17 protein-coding genes are annotated in these 19,602 nt (G+C 74.0%); 5 read left to right on the forward strand and 12 right to left on the reverse strand.

The window, feature by feature from the left end; genetic code table 11:
* Positions 1-413: 413 nt before the first annotated feature.
* Positions 414-1,415, forward strand: a complete 1,002-nt coding sequence (locus tag ACZ5GH_RS04060; protein ID WP_387747258.1) for a PHP domain-containing protein — start codon at positions 414-416, stop codon at positions 1,413-1,415.
* Here ACZ5GH_RS04060 and ACZ5GH_RS04065 read toward each other — a convergent pair whose 3' ends face one another.
* From ACZ5GH_RS04065 to ACZ5GH_RS04085, 5 genes are all read right to left on the reverse strand, one after another.
* Positions 1,416-3,071, reverse strand: coding sequence for a multicopper oxidase family protein (locus ACZ5GH_RS04065; RefSeq protein WP_464333448.1), 1,656 nt, complete (start codon positions 3,069-3,071; stop codon positions 1,416-1,418). It lies immediately after the preceding gene.
* Positions 3,072-3,187: 116 nt separating this feature from the next.
* On the reverse strand, positions 3,188-4,369 hold the full coding sequence (locus tag ACZ5GH_RS04070; protein ID WP_387747254.1) for an ABC transporter ATP-binding protein: 1,182 nt from the start codon (positions 4,367-4,369) through the stop codon (positions 3,188-3,190).
* A gap of 71 nt (positions 4,370-4,440) precedes the next feature.
* Positions 4,441-5,274: a carbohydrate ABC transporter permease gene (locus ACZ5GH_RS04075; RefSeq protein ID WP_387747252.1), complete on the reverse strand. Its 834-nt coding sequence runs from the start codon at positions 5,272-5,274 to the stop codon at positions 4,441-4,443.
* Positions 5,271-6,203, reverse strand: coding sequence for a carbohydrate ABC transporter permease (locus ACZ5GH_RS04080; protein WP_387747250.1), 933 nt, complete (start codon positions 6,201-6,203; stop codon positions 5,271-5,273). The genes ACZ5GH_RS04075 and ACZ5GH_RS04080 overlap by 4 nt, the downstream gene beginning before the upstream one ends.
* Positions 6,200-7,477 carry an ABC transporter substrate-binding protein gene (locus tag ACZ5GH_RS04085; protein WP_464333449.1) on the reverse strand — a complete coding sequence of 426 codons (1,278 nt, stop codon included), beginning with the start codon at positions 7,475-7,477 and terminating at the stop codon, positions 6,200-6,202. Before ACZ5GH_RS04085 ends, ACZ5GH_RS04080 begins: the two co-directional genes overlap by 4 nt.
* A 286-nt stretch (positions 7,478-7,763) precedes the next feature.
* On the opposite strand from ACZ5GH_RS04085, the gene ACZ5GH_RS04090 reads away from it, so the two are divergent.
* Both ACZ5GH_RS04090 and ACZ5GH_RS04095 read left to right on the forward strand, forming a co-directional pair.
* The gene (locus tag ACZ5GH_RS04090; RefSeq protein WP_464333450.1) at positions 7,764-8,621 is read left to right on the forward strand and encodes a universal stress protein; all 858 of its coding nucleotides are present in this window, start codon (positions 7,764-7,766) and stop codon (positions 8,619-8,621) included.
* Between the two features lie 32 nt (positions 8,622-8,653).
* The gene (locus ACZ5GH_RS04095) at positions 8,654-9,217 is read left to right on the forward strand and encodes a YbaK/EbsC family protein (RefSeq protein ID WP_387747244.1); all 564 of its coding nucleotides are present in this window, start codon (positions 8,654-8,656) and stop codon (positions 9,215-9,217) included.
* Between the two features lie 250 nt (positions 9,218-9,467).
* Here the strand turns inward: ACZ5GH_RS04095 and ACZ5GH_RS04100 are convergent, their stop codons facing one another.
* Positions 9,468-9,887 (reverse strand): MarR family winged helix-turn-helix transcriptional regulator, encoded by a 420-nt coding sequence (locus ACZ5GH_RS04100; protein ID WP_387747242.1) that lies wholly within the window; start codon positions 9,885-9,887, stop codon positions 9,468-9,470.
* A 69-nt stretch (positions 9,888-9,956) separates the two neighbouring features.
* Here ACZ5GH_RS04100 and ACZ5GH_RS04105 point away from each other — a divergent pair, with 69 nt between their 5' ends.
* Positions 9,957-10,811 carry an SDR family oxidoreductase gene (locus ACZ5GH_RS04105; RefSeq protein WP_464333451.1) on the forward strand — a complete coding sequence of 285 codons (855 nt, stop codon included), beginning with the start codon at positions 9,957-9,959 and terminating at the stop codon, positions 10,809-10,811.
* A 70-nt stretch (positions 10,812-10,881) separates the two neighbouring features.
* Here the strand turns inward: ACZ5GH_RS04105 and ACZ5GH_RS04110 are convergent, their stop codons facing one another.
* The 6 genes from ACZ5GH_RS04110 to ACZ5GH_RS04135 all read right to left on the reverse strand — a co-directional run bounded on the left by ACZ5GH_RS04110 (position 10,882) and on the right by ACZ5GH_RS04135 (position 18,545).
* Entirely contained in the window at positions 10,882-11,334 is a 453-nt protein-coding gene (locus ACZ5GH_RS04110) for a MarR family winged helix-turn-helix transcriptional regulator (protein WP_464333452.1), read from the reverse strand.
* Positions 11,334-12,797: an MFS transporter gene (locus tag ACZ5GH_RS04115; RefSeq protein WP_464333453.1), complete on the reverse strand. Its 1,464-nt coding sequence runs from the start codon at positions 12,795-12,797 to the stop codon at positions 11,334-11,336. The genes ACZ5GH_RS04110 and ACZ5GH_RS04115 overlap by 1 nt, the downstream gene beginning before the upstream one ends.
* Positions 12,798-12,963: 166 nt before the next feature.
* Positions 12,964-14,052: an IS110 family RNA-guided transposase gene (locus ACZ5GH_RS04120; protein ID WP_464333454.1), complete on the reverse strand. Its 1,089-nt coding sequence runs from the start codon at positions 14,050-14,052 to the stop codon at positions 12,964-12,966.
* Positions 14,053-14,285: 233 nt separating this feature from the next.
* Positions 14,286-14,642 (reverse strand): zinc ribbon domain-containing protein YjdM, encoded by a 357-nt coding sequence (locus tag ACZ5GH_RS04125; RefSeq protein ID WP_387747234.1) that lies wholly within the window; start codon positions 14,640-14,642, stop codon positions 14,286-14,288.
* A gap of 81 nt (positions 14,643-14,723) precedes the next feature.
* Positions 14,724-16,808, reverse strand: coding sequence for a HelD family protein (locus tag ACZ5GH_RS04130; RefSeq protein ID WP_464333455.1), 2,085 nt, complete (start codon positions 16,806-16,808; stop codon positions 14,724-14,726).
* Positions 16,809-16,925: 117 nt separating this feature from the next.
* Positions 16,926-18,545, reverse strand: coding sequence for an ADP-ribosyltransferase domain-containing protein (locus ACZ5GH_RS04135; RefSeq protein ID WP_464333456.1), 1,620 nt, complete (start codon positions 18,543-18,545; stop codon positions 16,926-16,928).
* Positions 18,546-18,823: 278 nt separating this feature from the next.
* Here ACZ5GH_RS04135 and ACZ5GH_RS04140 point away from each other — a divergent pair, with 278 nt between their 5' ends.
* Positions 18,824-19,510: a macro domain-containing protein gene (locus ACZ5GH_RS04140; RefSeq protein WP_387747226.1), complete on the forward strand. Its 687-nt coding sequence runs from the start codon at positions 18,824-18,826 to the stop codon at positions 19,508-19,510.
* Positions 19,511-19,602 lie beyond the last annotated feature (92 nt).

Consider the following 19,602-nt stretch of genomic DNA (forward strand, 5'->3'; position numbering starts at 1 on the left):
GCCCCTCGTCCGGCACCGGGCCACGCAGCCCGCCGGGCCCGTGCTCACCGGTGGTCGCGCGGGCTCCCGTCGCCCGTCTCCGTACGGGCGCCGGCCGCGCCGGCGGACCGCCCTGCCACCCCCCGCGCCGGACCGGGCCGTTGCCCGGTGCCGACGGGGAGGGCTCGGGGGTGAACGGGTGCACCGCCTCGTCGTCCATGACCGACGCCTGCCCGGGCCGGCCCCGGCTACACGCCCCCTCCCGCGGGAAACGGGAGCACCGACCCCGGCCCGTACGGACGGACCTCCGGCGGGATTGGAACGGCCTCCGCCCGGCAAAACGCCCCTCATGCGGATCGACACACCTGCCGGCCCGCGCCCCGGGACCACCGGCGCCGCCCCCGCCGCGGCGGTGCGGTGAGGCGGGCGCGACCGTGGACCCGGCACAGGCGCTGCGGCGGATCGCCTTCCTCCTGGAGTGGCAGGGCGCCTCGCCCTACCGGGTGCGGGCGTTCCACACCGCGGCCGAGGCCGTCCGCGGACTGCCGCCCGGCCCGGTGGACGCCGACGGCGTCCGCCGCCTGCGGGGCGTCGGACCGGTGACCGCCGCGGTGATCGCCGAGGCCTCGGCCGGCGCGACACCGTCGTACCTCGCCCGGCTGGAGGCCGAGGCCGGACCGGCCGCGTCCGCCGGGTGGGCCCTGCTGGCGGCCGCCCGGGGCGACTGCCACCTGCACTCCGACTGGTCCGACGGCGGCCATCCGTTCGAGGAGATGGCCGGCGCCGCCCGCGACCTCGGGCACGACTGGGCGGTGCTCACCGACCACTCCCCCCGGCTGACCATCGCCAACGGCCTCTCCCCCGACCGGCTGCGCCGCCAGCTCGACGCGGTGGCGGCCTGGAACTCCGGCAACGGGCCGTTCCGGCTGCTGACCGGGATCGAGTGCGACATCCTGGAGGACGGCTCCCTGGACCAGCAGCCCGACCTGCTCGACCGGCTCGACGTGGTGGTGGCCTCCGTGCACTCGAAGCTGCGCTCCGACCCCGGACCGATGACGGCCCGGATGCTGGCGGCGGTCCGCGCGCCCCGCACGAACGTCCTCGGGCACTGCACCGGCCGGATCGTCACCGGCCGCGGCCGCCCGCCGTCCCGGTTCGACGCCGAGGCGGTGTTCGCGGCCTGCGCCGCCGGCGGGACGGCGGTGGAGATCAACTGCCGCCCCGAGCGCCGCGATCCGCCCGACGACCTGCTGGGCCTGGCCGCCGCGGCGGGCTGCCTGTTCGCCGTCGACACCGACGCCCACGCACCCGACCAGCTGCACTGGCTCAGCTCCGGCTACGCCCGCGCGGCCCGCTTCGGCCTCGGCCCCGAACGGCTGGTCACCACCTGGCCGCGCGAACGGCTGCTGGCCTGGACGGGCCGGGCCGGCGGCTGATCAGCCCCCGCCCGGCGCGGTCTTCCCCGCCCGCCCCGGCGCCGCCCTCCGGCCCGGCCGCCGCGGTTCGACGTACTCGACCAGCTGCATCATGCCGAGGTCCTCGTGCTGGAGCTGGTGGCAGTGCAGGACGGTGCGGCCGGTGAAGTCCTCGTACCTGACCAGGAAGGTGACGGTGTCGCCGGGCCTGCCGCCGGCCAGGTCGACGGTGTCCTGCCACACCGGCGGGTCGAGCCGCTCGCCGTTGCGGTGGGTGACCAGCACGTGGTTGGTGTGCAGGTGGAAGGGGTGGTGGAAGACCGGCTGGGTGTCGTCGGTGCGCAGGGTCCACCGCTCGACGGCCCCGAGTTCCAGGGTGTGGTTGACGTACTCGGGGTCGAACATTCCGTAGGCGGGGTCGCGCGTGAGGTCGACGCCGCCCCCGTCGCCGTCGTCCGTGGTGCCGGCGGCCGGGGTCGGGTGGCTGCCGAGGATGCGGTAGGCGTTGGGGTACGGCCGCTCGAAGACGCCCGGGTCGACGTGGAAGACCACCGTGCGGTCCCCGTCGGGGTTGACGATGTCGTCCTCGTCGAGGAAGGGCTTGCCCTGCGGCAGGGCGGTCGGCAGCTCCATCGGCGGCTCGACGGCCTCCCCCGCCACCTCGACCGTCATCAGCGGGTCGGGGACACCCTGGGCGCGCAGTTCGTACGTCCCGGCCCCGCCGCCGCGCACCAGCACGTCGGCCCGGCTGCCGGGCGCCAGCTGCACCGTCCCGGCGGCGACCGGCACGGCGAAGGTCACGCCGTCCCGCGCGATCTGGTGCATCGTCATCTCCGTGTCCTCGCGCACCAGTTGGAGCTCCAGCGTGGTGAACCCGGTGGCCGCCACCAGCCGCCACCGCTGGACCTCGCCGGGGCGCAGCACGAGTCCGGGGTTGACCTCGCCGTTGACGGTGAAGGTCGACGGGGCGCCGGTGAGCGAGTTGTCGGCGGTGAACTCGGGGACCGCGCCGTCCCGGAGCCGGAGTTCGTTGACGCAGACCACGAGGTCGGCGGCGGCCGCGATTTCCGGCACCTCGTCGACGTCGCCCTCGACGACGATGACCCCGGCCATCCCCCCGCCGATCTGCTCGGCGGTGGCCCCGTGCGCGTGCGGGTGGTACCAGTAGGTGCCGGCCGGGTGGTCGGCCGGGATCTCGATGACGGTCAGGTACTCCGGCTCGTCGGCGCCGGCCTCGACCTCCTCGGCCGTGCGCGGCGCGAACTCGCGCAGCACGTTGTCGGCGCGCCCGGACGGGGAGACGTGCATCCCGTGGGTGTGCAGGTTGAAGCTGTTCGCGCGGTGCGGGCGGTTGTGGCCGCCGCTGTACGGCGGGTTGGGCGGCAGGCCGTTGACCTGGGTGAGCCGCAGGGTGTCTCCGCCGCGCACCCGCAGGGTCGGTCCGGGGATGGTGCCGTTGTAGGTGCGCGTGGTGACGGTGCCGTAGCCCGGGACGCTGGTCTCGGTGAACCGCACGTCGAGCGTCTGGTCGAGCACCGCCCGCCGGGCCCCGGGGCGCCTTCGCGGACTCCGGACGACCGGCTGCGGGAAGGGGGCCGCCGCCGCCAGCGCGGGCCGGGCGAGGATCCCGTCGGAGGCCGCCATGAGGACGGCGGCCGCGGGGAGGGCCTTGAGCATCGATCGGCGACTGATTCCGACATTTTCTCTCATAGCCGGGCAATGTAGGTCGACTTCCGGACACCCGCGCTCAGGCACACCGCGCACCGCCGGGCGGTTGGGCCTTCCGTACCAGCCTAGGAGCGCTCCGGATGGGTCAGGTTGGCCCCGTCGCGGGGGTCGAAGACGTGGATGCGCGTGGTGTCCACCCACAGCTCCAGCGGCCCGCCCTCGGCGGCCCGGGTGGCGGGGTTCAACCGGGCGACCGCCCCGTGCTCCCGCATGCCGGTGTCGGCCCGGCCCGAGTCGGCGGCGAGTTCGGCGAGTTCCTCGGTCGCCGCCGGTCCGCCCTCCTGCGCGAAGTGGACGAAGACGTCCGAGCCGACCGACTCGCGGACCTCGACGGTCACGGTGACGGTGATCCCGCCGGCGTGCCGCTCGGACAGGGCGGCGTCCTCGAAGTCCTCGGGGCGGATGCCGACGATCAGTTCGCGCGGCGCGTCCGCGCGCTCCAGGGCGCGCCGGGTGCGGTCGTCCAGCGGCAGGTCGCCCAACGGCGTGCGCAGGGCGCCCTGCTCCAGCGCGGCGCCGAGGAAGTTCATCCCGGGCGAGCCGATGAACCCGGCGACGAAGAGGTTCACCGGCTCGTCGTACAGCTCCTGCGGCGAGCCGACCTGCTGGACGACGCCGGAGCGCATCACCACCACCCGGTCGCCGAGCGTCATCGCCTCGACCTGGTCGTGGGTGACGTAGACGGTGGTGGTGCCCAGGCGGCGCTGGAGGGCGGCGATCTGGGTGCGCATCTGCACCCGGAGCTTGGCGTCCAGGTTGGACAGCGGTTCGTCCATCAGGAAGGCCTTGGGGTCGCGGACGATCGCCCGCCCCATCGCGACCCGCTGGCGCTGCCCGCCGGAGAGGTTGGCGGGCTTGCGGTCCAGGTGCCGGGTCAGGTCCAGGATCCGGGCGGCCTCCTCCACCTTGGCGGCGATGGTCGACTTGTCGACCTTGGCCAGGCGCAGCGCGAAGCCCATGTTGTCGCGCACGCTCATGTGCGGGTAGAGGGCGTAGCTCTGGAAGACCATCGCGATGTCGCGGTCCTTGGGCGCGCGGTCGTTGACCACCTGCCCGGCGATCCGCAGGGTGCCCTCGGTGATGTCCTCCAGCCCGGCGATCATGTTGAGCGTGGTGGACTTGCCGCAGCCGGACGGGCCGACCAGGATCACGAACTCGCCGTCGGCGATGGTGAGGTTGACGCCGTGGACGGCGAGGGCGCCGTCGGGGTAGCGCTTGGTGATGCCGTCGAGGACGATCTCGGCCACGATCCGCCTTCCTGGTCCGCCGGGTGCGGCGGGCTCATCCGTCGGGCCCGGGACCGGGTCCCGCGTCCGTCTCAACCCTTGACTGCGCCGGCGGTCAGCCCGGCGACGATGCGGCGCTGGAACAGCAGCACGAACACCACGATCGGGATCGTGATGACCACGGCGGCGGCCGCGATCGAGCCGGTCGGCTGCTCGAACTGGGAGCTCCCGGTGAAGAAGGCGATCGCGGCCGGGACCGTCCGGGCCGAGGTGGTGGAGGTCAGCGAGATCGCGAACAGGAAGTCGTTCCAGCAGAAGATGAACACCAGGATCCCGGTGGTGAACACGCCCGGGGCCGCCAGCGGCGCGATGACCAGCCGGAACGCCTGCCACGGCGTGGCGCCGTCCACCTTGGCCGCCTTCTCCAGGTCCCAGGGGATCTCCCGGAAGAACGCCGAGAGCGTGTAGATCGCCAGCGGCAGCGAGAAGGTCATGTACGGGATGATCAGCCCGGGCCAGGTGTCGAACAGGCCGAGCACCCGCTCGATGTCGAACAGCGGCGAGACCAGCGAGATCGGCGGGAACATCGCGATCAGCAGGGACACCCCGATCAGCAGCCGCTTGCCGGGGAAGCGCAGCCGGGCCACCGCGTACGCGGCCATGGTGCCGAGCACGACGGCGACGGTGGTGGCGATCACCGCGATGCCGACCGAGTTGACCAGGGCGCGGGTGAACTCCGAGGTCTGGAAGATGCCCCGGTAGTTGGCCAGGGTCCACCGGCGGGGCACGAAGTCGCCGTCGGAGAGGGTGCTCGGGTCCTTGAAGGAGAGCGCCACGATCCACCAGACCGGAAAGAGCGCGTAGAGCACGACCACCAGGTTGGCGACGCCCCAGCCGGTCAGGGTCCGGGTGTGCCGGCCGCTCATCGCCGCTCCGGTTCCGCGCCGGGTGCGGCCGTGCCGAACAGCTTGACGAAGACCACGGCGATCAGTGCCACGCAGACGAAGATCAGCACCGAGATCGCCGAGCCGATGCCCAGGTTGAGCGCGGTGAACAGGTTGTCGTAGCCGAGGATCGACACCGAGCCGGTGTCGTTGGAGCCGCCGGTCAGCACGTAGACGTTGTCGAAGATCCGGAACGCGTCCAGGGTGCGGAACAGCAGCGCCACCAGGATCGCCGGCTTCATCAGCGGCAGGACCACCAGCCGCAGCCGCTGCCCGGGACTCGCGCCGTCCACCATCGCCGCCCGGACGGTCTCCTCCGGGACGAGGGCCAGTCCGGCGAGCAGCAGCAGCGCCATGAACGGGGTGGTCTTCCACACCTCCGCGAGGATGATCAGACCGACGGCCGGCCACTGCTCGGTCAGCGGGGCGCTGCCCTCCGGCAGCAGGGCGGCCAGGTAGCCGGTGCCCGGCGTCCAGGCGTACTGCCAGGAGTAGGCCGCGACCACCGTGACGATCCCGTACGGCACCAGCACCGCGGTGCGCACCGTGCCACGCCCGAAGACCGTACGGTGCATCACCAGCGCGAGCGCCAGGCCGAGCACCAGCTCGACGGCCACCGACACCACGGTGACCAGCACGGTGACGCCGAGCGCCTGCCACCACACCGGCGAGGCCAGCACCGCGCCGTAGTTGGCGAGCCCGACCCAGTGCGCCTGTTCGGGGAAGCGCAGGTCGTAGCGCTGCAGGGACAGGTAGACGGCGTAGCCGATCGGATAGGCGGTGACGGCCAGCATCACGATCACCGCGGGGGCGCACAGCAGCAGGCCCAGCCGGCGCTCCTGGCGGGCGCCGCTCGACGGCCCGGCGGGTGCCGGTACGGCTGCGGCGGCGGTCTCGGTGGACGGTGTCACGGGATCAGCCCCTTCGAACCGAGGGCGTCCCGGATCTGCCCGCGGAGGTCGGCCACGTCCTTCTCCGGGCGGATGCCGCCCGGCGGGGAGAGGGTGTGCGAGACGGCGATGGAGACGTTCTGGTAGGCCGGGGTCTGCGGGCGCACGCTGGCGGAGTCGAGGGCGGCCAGCACGTCGGCGGCGAACGGGTAGCTGGCGGTGAGCTCGGCCGTCCCGTACAGGCTGCGCAGCGAGGGCGGCAGGCCGCCCTCCAGCGCGTTGGTGAGCTGGTTGTCCCGGTTGCGCAGGCAGAGGGTGGCCTCGGCGGCGAGGTCGGGGTGCCGGCCGTAGGCGCCCACCGCGAGGTCGATCCCGCCGATGGTGACGCTGGCGGGCCGGTCGGCGCTCACCGCCGGGTACGGGGCCCAGCGGAAGTGCGGGAACAGCTCCGGCCGGTTGGCCTTCATCGACGGGTAGACGAAGGGGTAGTTGAGTTCGAAGGCGGCCGTACCGGACTCCATGGCGAGCCGGTTCTGGTCCTCCATCTGGTTCGGCAGCGAGGGGTCGGCGGCCACGGACGCCGCCAAGTCGCGCATCACCCCGGCGGCCGTGACGGCGGGCGCCCCGAGCGAGGGCGCCTGGGCGTCCGGGGTGAGGATCGAGCCGCCCGCGCTGGTGACCAGCGTGTTGAACCAGACCGTCAGCCCCTCGTACTGGGCGCCCTGGACCTCGACCAGGTGCGGCTTGCCCTCGCGGGCCAGCCCCTGCGCCAGGGCGAGCATCTGCGCCCAGGTCCGGGGCGGGGTCGGCACCAGGTCGTCGCGGTACCAGAGCAGCTGTGTGTTGGAGTTGTACGGCACCGCGTACAGCCGGTCCCGCCAGGTCGCGGTCCGCACCGCCGCGTCCAGGGTGTCGGCGGTGGCCCGCTCGCGCATCTCCCCCGTCCACTCGCGGATCCAGCCGGCCTCGGCGAACTCGGCGGGCCAGGTGACGTCCAGGCCCAGGATGTCCACGTCGGCGTCGTGCGCCGCCATCCGGCGCACCAGCTGCTGGCGCTGGCCGTCGGCGCCCCGGGGCAGCTTGTGGTAGCGGATCGCGTAGCGGCCGCCGGACTGCCGCCCGCAGCGGTCGGCGGCCTGCTGGAGGGCGCCCGAGTCGTCCGGGAAGTTGTACCAGTTCAGGGTCACCGGGCCGCCGCTCCCACCGCCCCCGCAGCCCGCCAGGGCGGAGGCGAGCACGGCCAGTCCGGCGGCGGCGCTCGCCCACCGCGAGCGGAAAGCGGGAACGCTCGGCATCGTTCTCCCAGGCTGGGACGGACGGTCCGGCCGACCCTAGCCCGGGCACCCCCGCCTGACCCGGGCGTGCCGCGCCGCCGGACGGCCGACCAGCCGGACGGCGGAACCGGCACCCGCACCGGCACCGGCGTGGCCACCCTCCGTACGGCGGGCCGGCGCCGGGAGGCGCCGGCCGGGGGCGGCGCGGATACTGGGCCGCACCGGAACCTCCGCAGGCCGCGGGCCGTACGGGACGCCTGGCCCGGGATGCCTGGACCGGAATGCCTGACACCTTACGGAGCACACCGTGACCGGACCCACCGGACCCGTCGTCGTCGGATTCGACGGCTCGCCCCCGAGCCTGGCCGCCGCCGCCTGGGCCGCCCGCGAGGCGCAGCGCCGCGGCCTGCGGCTGGACGTCCTCCAGGCCTGGCCCCGGCCGAAGCACCTCCCGCCGGGGACCAGCTCCGGCGACCATCCGGTCCTGGCGCAACTCGCCGACCACGAGGGCGAGTTGCGGGCCCTCGCGCCGGAGGTGGCGGTCGCCGCCACCTCCGTGGCCGGCGATCCCGTCGAGGCGCTGGAGGCGGCCTCCCGGGAGGCCGCCGTCCTGGTGCTCGGCTCGCGCGGGCTGGGCACGCTGCGTGGGTTCCTGGTCGGCTCGGTCAGCCAGGAGGTGCTGCGCCGGGCGGCCTGCCCCGTGGTGCTGGTCCGCGCCGACGCGGAGGAGCCCGCCGGCCCGGTGACGGTCGGCCTGGACCTGGGCCGCCCCGCGGAGGCCGTGCTGGCCTTCGCCTTCGAGTCCGCCGCGGTCCGCTCCGCGCCGCTGCGGGTGGTGCACGTCTGGTCGCCGCCGGCCGGCAGCGAGCACATGGCGTACGGGGCGATCGGCGGCCTCGAGGGCGAGGCGTCCGCGGCCGAGAGCAGCGGGCTCGAACAGGCCCTGGCGCCCTGGCGGGCCGGGCACCCCGAGGTGGAGGTGACCACCGAGCTGGTCCGGGGCAAGCCCGCCGTCGGCCTGGTCGACGCCGCGGCGACGGCCCGGCTGCTGGTCGTCGGCCGCCGCCTGCGGCGGCTGCCCCTGCTCCACCACCATCTCGGCCCGGTGGCGCACGCCGCGATCCACCACGTGCACTGCCCGGTGGCGGTCGTCCCGTACGACTGACCAGGACGGCGGGCGCGCTACAGTCCGGTCCCATGAGTGAGTCCGTACGCCCGCCCTTCGGGAACTTCGACACCGCCGTGGCCGCGCTGGACCTCGGCGCGGACCTCGCCGCGCCCGTCGCCGACGCGCTGAAGGACTGGGCCGCGCCCGGGGCGGCCGCCTCGGTGCTCCATGTGGACAGCGACCCGGCGCACGCGGACACCGCCGTGTTCTGCGCCGCCTACGACGTACCGCCGGAGCTGTCCGCGAACTGCGTGGTGGTCGCCGCCAAGCGCGCCGGCGAGGTGACCCTGGCCGCGTGCCTGGCGCTCGCCACCACGCGCGTGGACGTCAACCGGGCCGTGCGCACCCACCTGGGCGCGCGCAAGGCGTCCTTCGCGCCGATGGACACCGCGGTCGAGCTGACCGGCATGGAGTACGGCGGGATCACCCCCGTCGGGCTACCCGCCGGCTGGCCGCTGCTGATCGACGAGGCGGTGGCCGCGGCCCCGTACGTCCTGGTCGGCAGCGGCCGACGGCGGGGCAAGCTGATCCTGCCCGGGTGGGCCCTGGCCGAACTGCCGGGCGCCCGGGTGCTGCCGGGGCTGGCCGGCTGACCCGTCGGACCGGTCGGACTGGTTGACCGGTCGACCAGTCCGACTGCCGCTGGAACCGCCCCGCGAACGGCCGCTCCGGAGCCGACCTCCCCGGCGCACCGGACCCCGACCCGGCGGAGGCCGGGCGGGACGGCCCGGAACCGTCCCGCCCGGCCTCCGCCGTGGTTCGGACACCGCGGGGCCCGCCCACCGGTCCGGACACCACGGGGTTCGACCCGCCGCCCCCGGACCACCAGTCCGGGGGCTGCCGTCACGCCTCCAGCACCAGCCGCAGGAGGTCCCGCAGGGACTCGCGCTGGTCCTCGCCGAGCCGGGCCAGCGGGTCGCCGGCGAAGGGCATCCGGGCGCGCAGGTCGGCGGCGACCGCACGCCCGGCGGCGGTGGCGGCGACGTGCTTGACCCGGCGGTCGCCCGGGTCGACGCTGCGCTCGACCAGGCCCCGGGCCTCCAGCCGGTCGATGATCACGGTCACGTTGGACGGCTCCGCGTGCAGCCGCTCGGCGATCCGGCGGGTCGGGACCGGCGCCTCGGCGGCCAGCAGCGCCTTGGCCTGCAGCGGAGTCAGGTCGTGGACCGCCGCGGCGGCCTCGGACTCCCGGCCGTAGCGGCGGTTGACGGCCGCGAAGAGCCCGACGATCTCCCTGGTGAGGTCATCCGATGGGTGGGACATGACCACCAGGGTAGCCAGATGCTTGACAGAGTGAAATGTCAGGCCACATAGTTATGGAACATATTGGTTATGATCCATAAGCGTCTGGGGTACAGCGAGATGAGCGACAGGACCGTCCTGATCACCGGCACCTCCTCCGGCATCGGCCTGGCCACCGCCGTCGCGGCCGCCCGCGGCGGCTGGCACGTGATCGCCACCATGCGGAACACCGCGAAGGCCGACGCACTGCTGGCGGCCGCGACGGAGGCCGGGGTCACCGTCGAGGTCCGGGCGCTGGACGTCACCGACCCGGCCTCGGTCTCGGCCTGCCTGGTCGGCCTCGACCGGCTGGACGCCCTGGTCAACAACGCCGGGGCGGGCCACCTCGGCACCCTGGAGCAGGAGAGCGTGGACGCCGTCCGCGCCGTCATGGAGGTCAACTTCTTCGGGGTCCTGAACGTCACCAAGGCCGCCCTGCCCCTGCTGCGGGCGAGCCGGGGCCGGGTGCTCACCGTGACCAGCGTCGGCGGCGTGGTCGGCCAGCCCTTCAACGAGGCCTACTGCGCCGCCAAGTTCGCGGTGGAGGGCTTCATGGAGTCCCTCGCGCCGGTCGCGGCCACCGCCGGGGTGTCCGTCAGCGTCGTCGAACCGGGCGCGGTGGCCAGCGAGTTCGTCGCCAACGTGGGCCTCACGGACGACGCGCCGCGGCAGGCCGGCCCGTACGCCCCGGCCCTGGTCGCCTACCTGGACCGCACCCGCGGCGCCTTCGCCCACGCGCAGGCGCCGGAGGACGTCGCCGCCCGCATCCTCGGGCTGCTCACCGCCGAGCGGCCCGCCTTCCGGCTGCTCACCTCCGACGCCGCCCGGGCCTTCGCCGGCACGAAGCTCAAGGACCTCGACGGCTCGGCCGTGCAGGCACTGACGGCCGGCTGGGTCGCCCCGTGACCACCGGGCCCGGAGCGCAGGATCCGTAGCCTGGGCGGCCGGTGGTCCAGCGGCGGCGAGCCCGGGCGGGTCAGCCCAGGAGCTTCGCCAGCACCCGGTCGAGCACCCGGAGGTCCTCCGGGGGCAGCGCCAGCAGCGCGTCCGGCGGGGTGGTGAGGATCCCGGTGGCGAGCGCGGCCTTCGCCTCGCCCTCCTCGGTGAGGTGGACCAGCTTGGAGCGCCGGTCGGCCGGGTTGGTGATGCGTTCGGCGAGGCCGCGCCGCACCAGGTCGTCCACGATGACGCTGGTGTACGGCGGGTCGGCGGTCAGCCGCTCGGCCAGCTCCCGCAGGGTGATCGGGCCGGCGGCGAGCCTGCGCAGCGCCCTGACCCGGCCGAAGCTCATGCCGAGGGCTTCGGCGACGGTCTTGCGGCGGTCGTGGCGCTCCAGCACGAGCGCGTTCATCCCCTGCCAGACCCGGGCCGCCGTTCCGGCGTCCGCTTCGCCACCCTCCGGGTGCCCACCGGCCTCCAGGCGCTCCATCAGGCGTCCACCGTCTCCTTCGTGTCCTTGCTTCCCCCGGCCGCCTCCTCGGCGGCGAGCCGCTGCGCCGTGCGCTCGGCCGTCGCCCGGGCCCAGCGGCCCGAGGTGAGCGTACCGGTGACCAGCACGGCGGCCCCGCAGCCGGCGATGATCCACCACGCCGTCCGGGCCGCGCCGGTGAAGGCCGCCGGGTCCGCACCGGCGGCCCCGGCCATCACGGCGCCGATCACCGCGACCCCCAGCGACTGGCCGACCTGTCGGCTGGTGGAGGCGACGGCGGCCGCCACCCCGGCCTGCGAGCGGGGCATCCCGGAGACGGCGGTGTTGGTGATGGGCGCGTTGACCAGGCCGAAGCCGGTGCCGAAGAGCAGGAAGGCGAGGACCAGCAGTCCGCTCGGCACGTGCTCGGAGTAGCCGACCGCCTGGAGCACCGCGCTCGCGGTCAGCGCCGTCCCGGCCAGCAGCAGCGGCGTACGCGGCCCCCGGGTGGCCACCATCCGGCCGGACAGCGGTGCGGCGAGCAGCGACATGGCCGCCATCGGCAGCATGAACAGCCCGGCGTGCAGCGGGTCGAGGCCGCGGACGTCCTGGAGGTACAGGGAGCTGAGGAACAGGAAGCCGCCGAGGGCGGCGAAGGCGGCGACCGCGGTCACGGTGGCGCCGGAGAAGGGCGCGGAGCGGAAGAACCGCAGGTCGATCAGCGGATCGGTGCGCCGGGGCTCGTACCACAGCAGTCCCAGCAGCGCGCCGAGCGCCGCCGCCGTGCAGCCGAGGACCACGGGCGAGGTCCAGCCGCGCTCCGGCGACTCGATGATCGCGCAGGTGAGGGCGGCGAGCAGCACGACGACCAGCAGCTGGCCGACCGGGTCCACCCGGCGGGCGCGGGCGGCCCGGGACTCCGGCACGTAGCGGGTGGTGAGGAAGAGCGCGGCCAGGCCGATCGGGACGTTGATCCAGAAGATCGCCCGCCAGCCGGCCGACTCCACCAGCGCCCCGCCGATGATCGGCCCGGCGGCCATGCTGATGCCGACCACGCCGCTCCAGACGCCGATCGCACGGGCGCGCTGGCAGGAGTCGGTGAAGGTGTTGCTGATGATCGACATGGCGACGGGGTTCAGCATCGATCCGCCGACGGCCTGGAGCATCCGGGCGGCGATCAGCCAGCCGAGGCTCGGGGCCAGGCTGCACAGCAGGGAGGCCGCGGTGAACACCACCAGGCCGATCCGGAACACCCGGCGGCGGCCGATCCGGTCGGCCGTCGAGCCGGCGAGCATCAGCAGGCTCGCCAGCACCAGGGTGTACGCGTCGACCGTCCACTGCAGCCCGGACACCGAGGTGTCCAGGTCGCGCCGGATCGCGGGCAGGGCCACGTTCATGATGGTGATGTCGAGGCTGACGATCAGCAGGCTCATGCAGCAGACGGCGAGCACGAGCCATGGCCGCGTTCGGGCGGCAGGGGGCATGACGGACCCTCCCCAATTAGTTGTGTTGTTGCAATCATTGTGAGACTACAACTAACTCGCGACCGGCTCCACCCCCGACCGGCCCCCGGAAACGGCAACGGCCGCGCCCCGCCGGTCTCCTCGGCGGGGCGCGGCCGTTCCGGCCGGCGGGATGCTCCTATGGATGTCAAGCGGCTTCGGTGAGGTCGTTTTGAGTGGTTCGCCGAGTGTCGGAAGTGCGGATCGACCGCAGCAGGGCGCGGTAGACCTCGCGGGCGACGTGGCGTTTCAGGCAGCGCATGATGTCCTTCTTCGCGAGTCCTTCGGTGGTGCGCCGCTCGACGTAGGCGCGGGTGCGTTCGTCCCAGCGCATGCGGGACAGCACGATCGTGTGGAGGGCGTGATTGGCGGCCCGGTCACCGCCGCGGTTGAGCCGGTGGCGGTCGCGTCGTCCGGACGAGGCGGGTATCGGCGCGACGCCGCACAAGTGGGCGAAGGCGGCCTCGGAGCGGAGCCGGTCGGGGTTGTCGCCGGCGGTGGCCAGCAGCTGGCCGGCCACATCCTGGCCGACGCCCTTGAGCGCCAGCAGCTCCGGGGCGGCCTGGGTGGTCAGCTTCTTGAGCTGGGTGTCCAGCTCGTCGGCCTCGTCGCTCAGGGCCAGGATGCGCTTGCCAAGGCGGCGCAGGGCCGCCTTGGCGGCTTGGGCCGGGTCGGCGAGGTCGTCGCCCGGTCGCAGCCGGACGCATGCCTGGGCCAGGGCGCTGGTCGACAACCCGCGCAGCTGGGCGCGCAGGGCCTCGGGGGCGGTGACCAGCAGCTGCCGGGCCTGGTTGATGGCCTGGGTGCGGGACTTGACGGCCGAGCGGCGTACGACCCGCAGGGTGCGGATGGCCTCCACGATGCCGTCGCGGGTCTTCGGGGTGCCGCTGGCCCGACCGGAGGCCACCGCCTGGGCAGCGGCGTAGGCGTCGATCGGGTCGGACTTGCCCTTCATCCGGCGGGTCTTGCGGTCGGGTCGGTCGACCTCGATCACGGTCAGTCCGGCCCGGCGCAGGGTGCGGGCCAGCTCGGCGCCGTAGGCTCCCGTACCCTCGACCCCGACCGTGGTGAGGGTTCCGAACGAGCTCAACCAGGAAAGTAGCTGCCGGTATCCGGTGCCGTTGGCGGGGAACTCGCGGTCGGCCAGGTGGCGGCCGATCCGGTCGATTACGGCCGCGTGGTGCGTCTCGCCATGGGTATCCACGCCGCCTGTGACTTCCAGAGCCTGATCCGTCATGCTGGTCACTGCCGTCCTCTCACTGAACCGGGTGGGGCGGCACGCGCCGGCCGGGCGGGCGGACAAGACAGTGGCGGGGCTTCTGACCAAGCTCCTATAAGGTCACGAGCGCCCGTCCGGTCGCGTGCGGTGGCCTCCCCGTCCGGGCCGACGAATCCCGCAAAGGACAGCCAGTCGGCGTCGGTCAGGCCGTGAGTCAGACCCGGCGGAGAAGCCACCACACATCCTCACTGTCAGGCCTTCTTCACCACGCTGGACTTGAGCTGCATGGCACCGAAGCCCTCGATGCGGCAGTCGATGTCGTGCCCGTCGACACCGTCCACCAGGCGGATGTTGCGCACCTTGGTGCCGGCCTTGATGCCGGAGGCGCTGCCCTTGACCTTGAGCGCCTTGACCACCGTCACGGTGTCGCCGTCGCTCAGCGGGTTGCCGACCGCGTCCGTGACCACGCGCTGGCCGGCCGGCGCGCCGGCCTGGTCGGCGCCGCCGGGCACCCACTCGTGGGCGCACTCGGGGCACACCATGAGGGCGTTCATCTCATAGGTGTACTCGCTGGAGCACTGCGGGCACGGGGGGAGGTTGTCGCTCATGGGTTCAGGATATCCAGGTGTTCGAAGGGATCCGCGGGACGAGTGCGGAGGTCAGCGGGGTGCCGGGGTCCGCCCCCACCCTCACCCGCCGAGCGGCGCGGGCAACGGGCGGGAGTGCAGGACGTCCAGCCGGGAGACGGCCCTGGTCACCACCACGTACAGCCGGTGCAGCCCGCGCGCCTCGGCCTCCACGATGGCGGCCGGCTCCAGCACCACCACGTGGTCGTACTCCAGCCCCTTCACCAGCGAGGCCGGCAGCACCGTCACCCGCGCCGTGCTCCCGACCTGTTCGGCCGCCCCGGTCGGGATGCCCGCGGCGAGGAGCGCCTCGGCGGCCTCCGCCACCGCGCCGTCCGCCGCGATCACCGCGATCGAGCCCTCGCGCTCCAGCGCGGCCCGCACCGCCGCCACCGCCGCTCCGCCCAGGCCGCCGCCGGCCACCCGCCGCACCGTCAGCTCGCCGTCCTGCCGCAGCGACACGGCCGGCGGCACGTCCACGTCCAGGGCGCCCAGCAGGGTGTTGGCCAGGGCCGTGACGGCGGCCGGGACGCGGAAGCCGGTGGTCAGCGGCACCACCGCGGCCTGCGGCTTGCCCAGGTGGGCGAGCTGCTCGGACCAGCTGCGGGCGGCCCACGGGGCCGTCGCCTGGGCGAGGTCGCCGAGGACGGTGAGGGAGCCGAAGGCGCTGCGCCGGGCGATCGCCCGGCACTGCATCGGGGAGAGGTCCTGGGCCTCGTCCACCACCACGTGCCCGAAGCCGGCCGGGCGCTCGATCAACCCGGCCACCTCGTCCAGGAGCATCAGGTCGTGCTCGGACCACCTGGCGCTCTTCTCCGAGCGCGGCGGCCTGCGCCACAGGACCGCCGCCTGCTCCTCGGGGCCGAGCACCCCGTCGGCGGCCTCGGCCAGCACGGCCGGGTCGCTCAGCAGCGCGGCGACCACGGTCTCCGGGCGCAGCCGGGGCCAGGCGGCCTCCAGGAAGGCCGCGACCGGTTTGCAGCGGCCGGTCTTCCGCGACCAGGCGCCGGACCGGACACCGGTCCGCCGCTCGGCCTGGTCCTGGAGCATCGCCACCACCCGGGTGCGCAGGTTCTCCCGGCCGATCGCGTACGGCGGCGCCTGCTCGCGCAGTTCGGCGACCGTCCGGTCGAGCCGCTCCGGCGACACCCGCCAGCGGTAGGAGCCGTCCGGGACGACCAGCGGCTCCGAGCCCGTCGCCCGGATCCGGCCGTACAGCGCCCGGTGCAGCACTGTCGCCATCCGCGCGTCCTGCTTGACGGCGGCGGCCCGCTCGTCGTCCACCGCGGTGACCAGCCGGGTGGCGACCAGGTCCTCGACGGTGCTCTGGGTGACGTCGATCTCGCCGAGCGCGGGGAGCACCTCGGCGATGTAGCGCAGGAAGGTCCGGTTCGGGCCGATGACCAGCAGGCCGCCGCGCCGGATCCGCTGCGGGAAGCTGTAGAGCAGGTACGCGGCGCGGTGCAGCCCGACGGCGGTCTTGCCGCTGCCGGGCGCGCCCTGCACGCAGACCGACTCGCTCAGCTCGCCCCGCACCAGGACGTCCTGTTCGGGCTGGATGGTGGCGACGATGTCCCGCATCGGGCCGGTGCGGGGCCGCTCGATCTCGGCAGCCAGGATGCCTCCCGCCCCGCCGGACTGGTCGGTCCCGCCGGTCCCGCCGGGCCCGCCGAGGGGCTCGTCCTCCAGCCCGGTCAGCTCCTCGGGCGCGCCCAGGCTCCACGGCGCCCAGCCGAACCGGCGGCGCCGCGCGAGCCCGAGCGGGGCGTGGGCGCTCGCCTGGTAGAACGCCCGGGAGACCGGGGCCCGCCAGTCGACCACCAGCGGCGGCACCGTCGGGTCCTCGGAGATCCGCCGGCGGCCCACGTAGTAGCGCTGGCGCCGGTGGTCGCCGGCCTCCGCGGTGTCGGCGAAGTCGAGGCGGCCGAAGAACGACGGGCTCTCCGGCAGCTCTCGCATCAGCTTGGCGCGGGTGCGCAGGTACCGGCCGAGCGCCTCCGCGCTGGCTCCGTCGCCGGAGACGTCCTCGCCGGCGACGACCTGGCGGCCCGCGTCCTCGACCTGCCGGGCCGTCGCCGCCCGGCAGACCTCCACGTAGGCCCGCTCCCGTTCCAGTTCGCCGTCGAGGGCGTGGGCTTCCGAGGTCATCGTTCGCGTCCCTTCCCGCATGACGGGCTCACCTGTCGTTCGGAGTCCAGCATAACTTAACCGAGTCAAAATACTGACTTGGTTGCCGACTCTGACGGCAGAACGGGCCCGGACCGCTCAGGACACCAGGGGCGCCTCCTCCAGCTCCGTCAGCGTCACGGTGCACAGGCCGCCCCGCTCGGCCCGTACCTCGGTGACCTCCAGCTGGGTACCGGGCAGCAGGATGAACTCCTCCTCGCCGGTGAACGCCGAGAAGTTCTGGATGCCGGCGGCCCGCACCGGACGCACCTCGAAGAGCATCCGCTTGCCCCGGCTGCCGAGGAAGGACCGCGCCACCCCGAGCTTGGAGGTGCAGGAGGAGACGCCCCACCACGTCACCGTCTTCCCGAGCGGGTACTGCCGCCGCAGGTCCAGCGAGACCCCGCGCCACAGCGGCGCGGTGCGGACGGGCAGCCGCGACACCGCCGCGAACAGCAGCCGCAGGTACGGCAGGTAGGGCACCAGCCGGCCGCGGTCCGGCGAGCGCAGCACCGCGTTGATCTCCCGGTAGAACGCGGACTCGCAGGTGTACAGATACAGCGCGGCGACCTCGTCGGCGGACAGGCCGGTGGCCGCCTCGTCGGCCCGCCGCTTGCCGAAGTCGTGCGACAGCGCGACGTGCCGGTCCAGGCCGCGCAGCAGCTCGGCGACCGGCGACACCGCCTCCCGGAAGCCCATCAGCGGGGTGTCGAACACGCCGGTGATGGCGGGCAGGACGAGGCCCTCGTCCTTCACCCCGGCGAGTCGGTCCAGGTAGAGCTGGTGCAGCTCCATGGTGGAGGCGATGAAGGCGCCCATCCGCTCGGCGACCCCGTCCGCCGCCCCGCCGTCCTGCGCCGACGCCGCGTCCCACCCGGTGCTGGGCAGCCAGTCGACCTCGTCGGCGCCGAGCGAGGCGAGAGCGGCGTTGACCGTGGCGAAGTGCTCGCCGTCGCAGAAGATGTCGCCCTGGGCCGCCGGGTTGGCGTGGTCGATGTGCCGGACCTCGACCTCGGGGTACTTCCGCTGCAGCCGCAGGACGACGTTCTTCAGGCTGCGCGCGTGCGCGCCCCACCAGGCGAAGACCACGTAGCGGTCCTCCTCGGCGGCCTGCTGCTTGGCCCGGAGGATCTCCTCCACGATCCGCTCGGCGACCGGCCGCCAGAACCCGGTGTGCTGGTCCGGCCCCATCGCGCCGTCGCTGCTCGCGGTGAGCGCCGCGTTCAGCAGCAGGACGCCCTGGGTGAGCATCGCCTGGAACCACTCCGGCGGCTGGACCGTCTCCTGCTTCTTCAGCAGCGCCCGTATGTCGGCGATCGGCGTCTTCTTGGGGATGCCGTACTTCCACATCGCCGCGGCCTTGATGAGGCAGCGGATGCTGATCACCCGGCCGAACTGGCTGTCCTTCCAGTCGTGGAAGGTGTTGTCGAACATCGCGATGCCGGTGGCGCTCTCCGGCCTCGGGTACGGGTTCTGCCCGAAGACCACGACCTTCCACTTGTGCGGCGCGTGCGGCTTGAGCGCCTGGAAGGTCAGCTCGCGGACCGGGACGACCTCCGGGCTGCGGCCGGGGCCGATGAACGAGGCCGCGCCCGGCTGCGCCTCGATGACCGGCTTCAGCAGCGGCAGCCACGGCTCGCCGCCGCCCGTGAAGAGCTCCGCGAGGGCGAGCGGGTCGTTCGGGTCGGGCTGGGTGGCGGGGGTGTCGACAGCGCTCATGGTGGTGCGACTCCGGCTGGTCGGGACCGTAGGAAGAACAGACGAACGGCAGGTGATGATCCGTCAGCTTCCCTGGCGGACAGCACAGTCCTACCAGCCGGGTCCGACAGTCCCGTCCGCTCCGGCCGGCCGCCCGACCAGGGCGGACGGGGCCCGACGGATTGTCAGTGCGGGGCGCTAGCTTCGTCGGTGTCACCAAGGAACCGGAGCGACCGGCCACGGCCGGCCCGCCCGCCGGACCACCACTCGGCCGACCACCCCACCGACAGGAGCCCAGCATGACCACGGACCGCACCCAGTCGCCGCTCAAGGTGGTGCTGACCGACCTCAACGCGACGGTCGTGGAGTCCTGGCGGGCGGCCTTCGCCGACGTCCCCGGGATCGAGATCCGGCACGCCTCCATCCTCACCGCGAAGGTCGACGCCTGGGTCAGCCCCACCAACTCCCGCGGCCTGATGGACGGCGGGACGGACGCGGCGATCAAGCGCCACCTGGGCGCGGGCATCCAGCTGCGGGTCCAGAAGGCGATCCGCGAGCAGCACGCCGGCAGCCTCCCGGTCGGCAGCGCCGTCTGCGTCCCGTCCGGCGCCGTCAACCCCGGGTTCCTGATATCGGCCCCGACGATGCGGTCCTCCTCGCAGAACGTCAGCGAGACCTTGAACGTGGCCCTGGCCTGCGCCGCCGCCTTCCAGGCCGTCCACCGACAGAACCGGCTGCGGCCGGGTTCCATCGAGTCCGTCGCGCTGGTCGGCATGGGCGCCCGGACGGGCAAGGTCCCGCCCCGGGTCTGCGCCAACCTGATGTGGTCCGGCTACACCCTCTTCAACGACCACCACTTCGAGGACGACGACGACCTGCGCGCCACCCTCCTCGCCCAGCTGGACGACCTGGAGAAGGCGCCCGCCACCGAGCGGGTGCGCATCACGCCGCCCGCGCGCCGGAGTTCCCCGGCCCGGCAGGCCTGACCCCACCCCGGCCGGCCGCCGCCCTCGCCCACCGCCGCACGGCCACCGTGCGGCGGCGGCGCCGCGTCCGTCCCCGCCCGCCGCGCGATGAG

It is taken from the genome of Kitasatospora sp. Xyl93 (assembly GCF_055383135.1).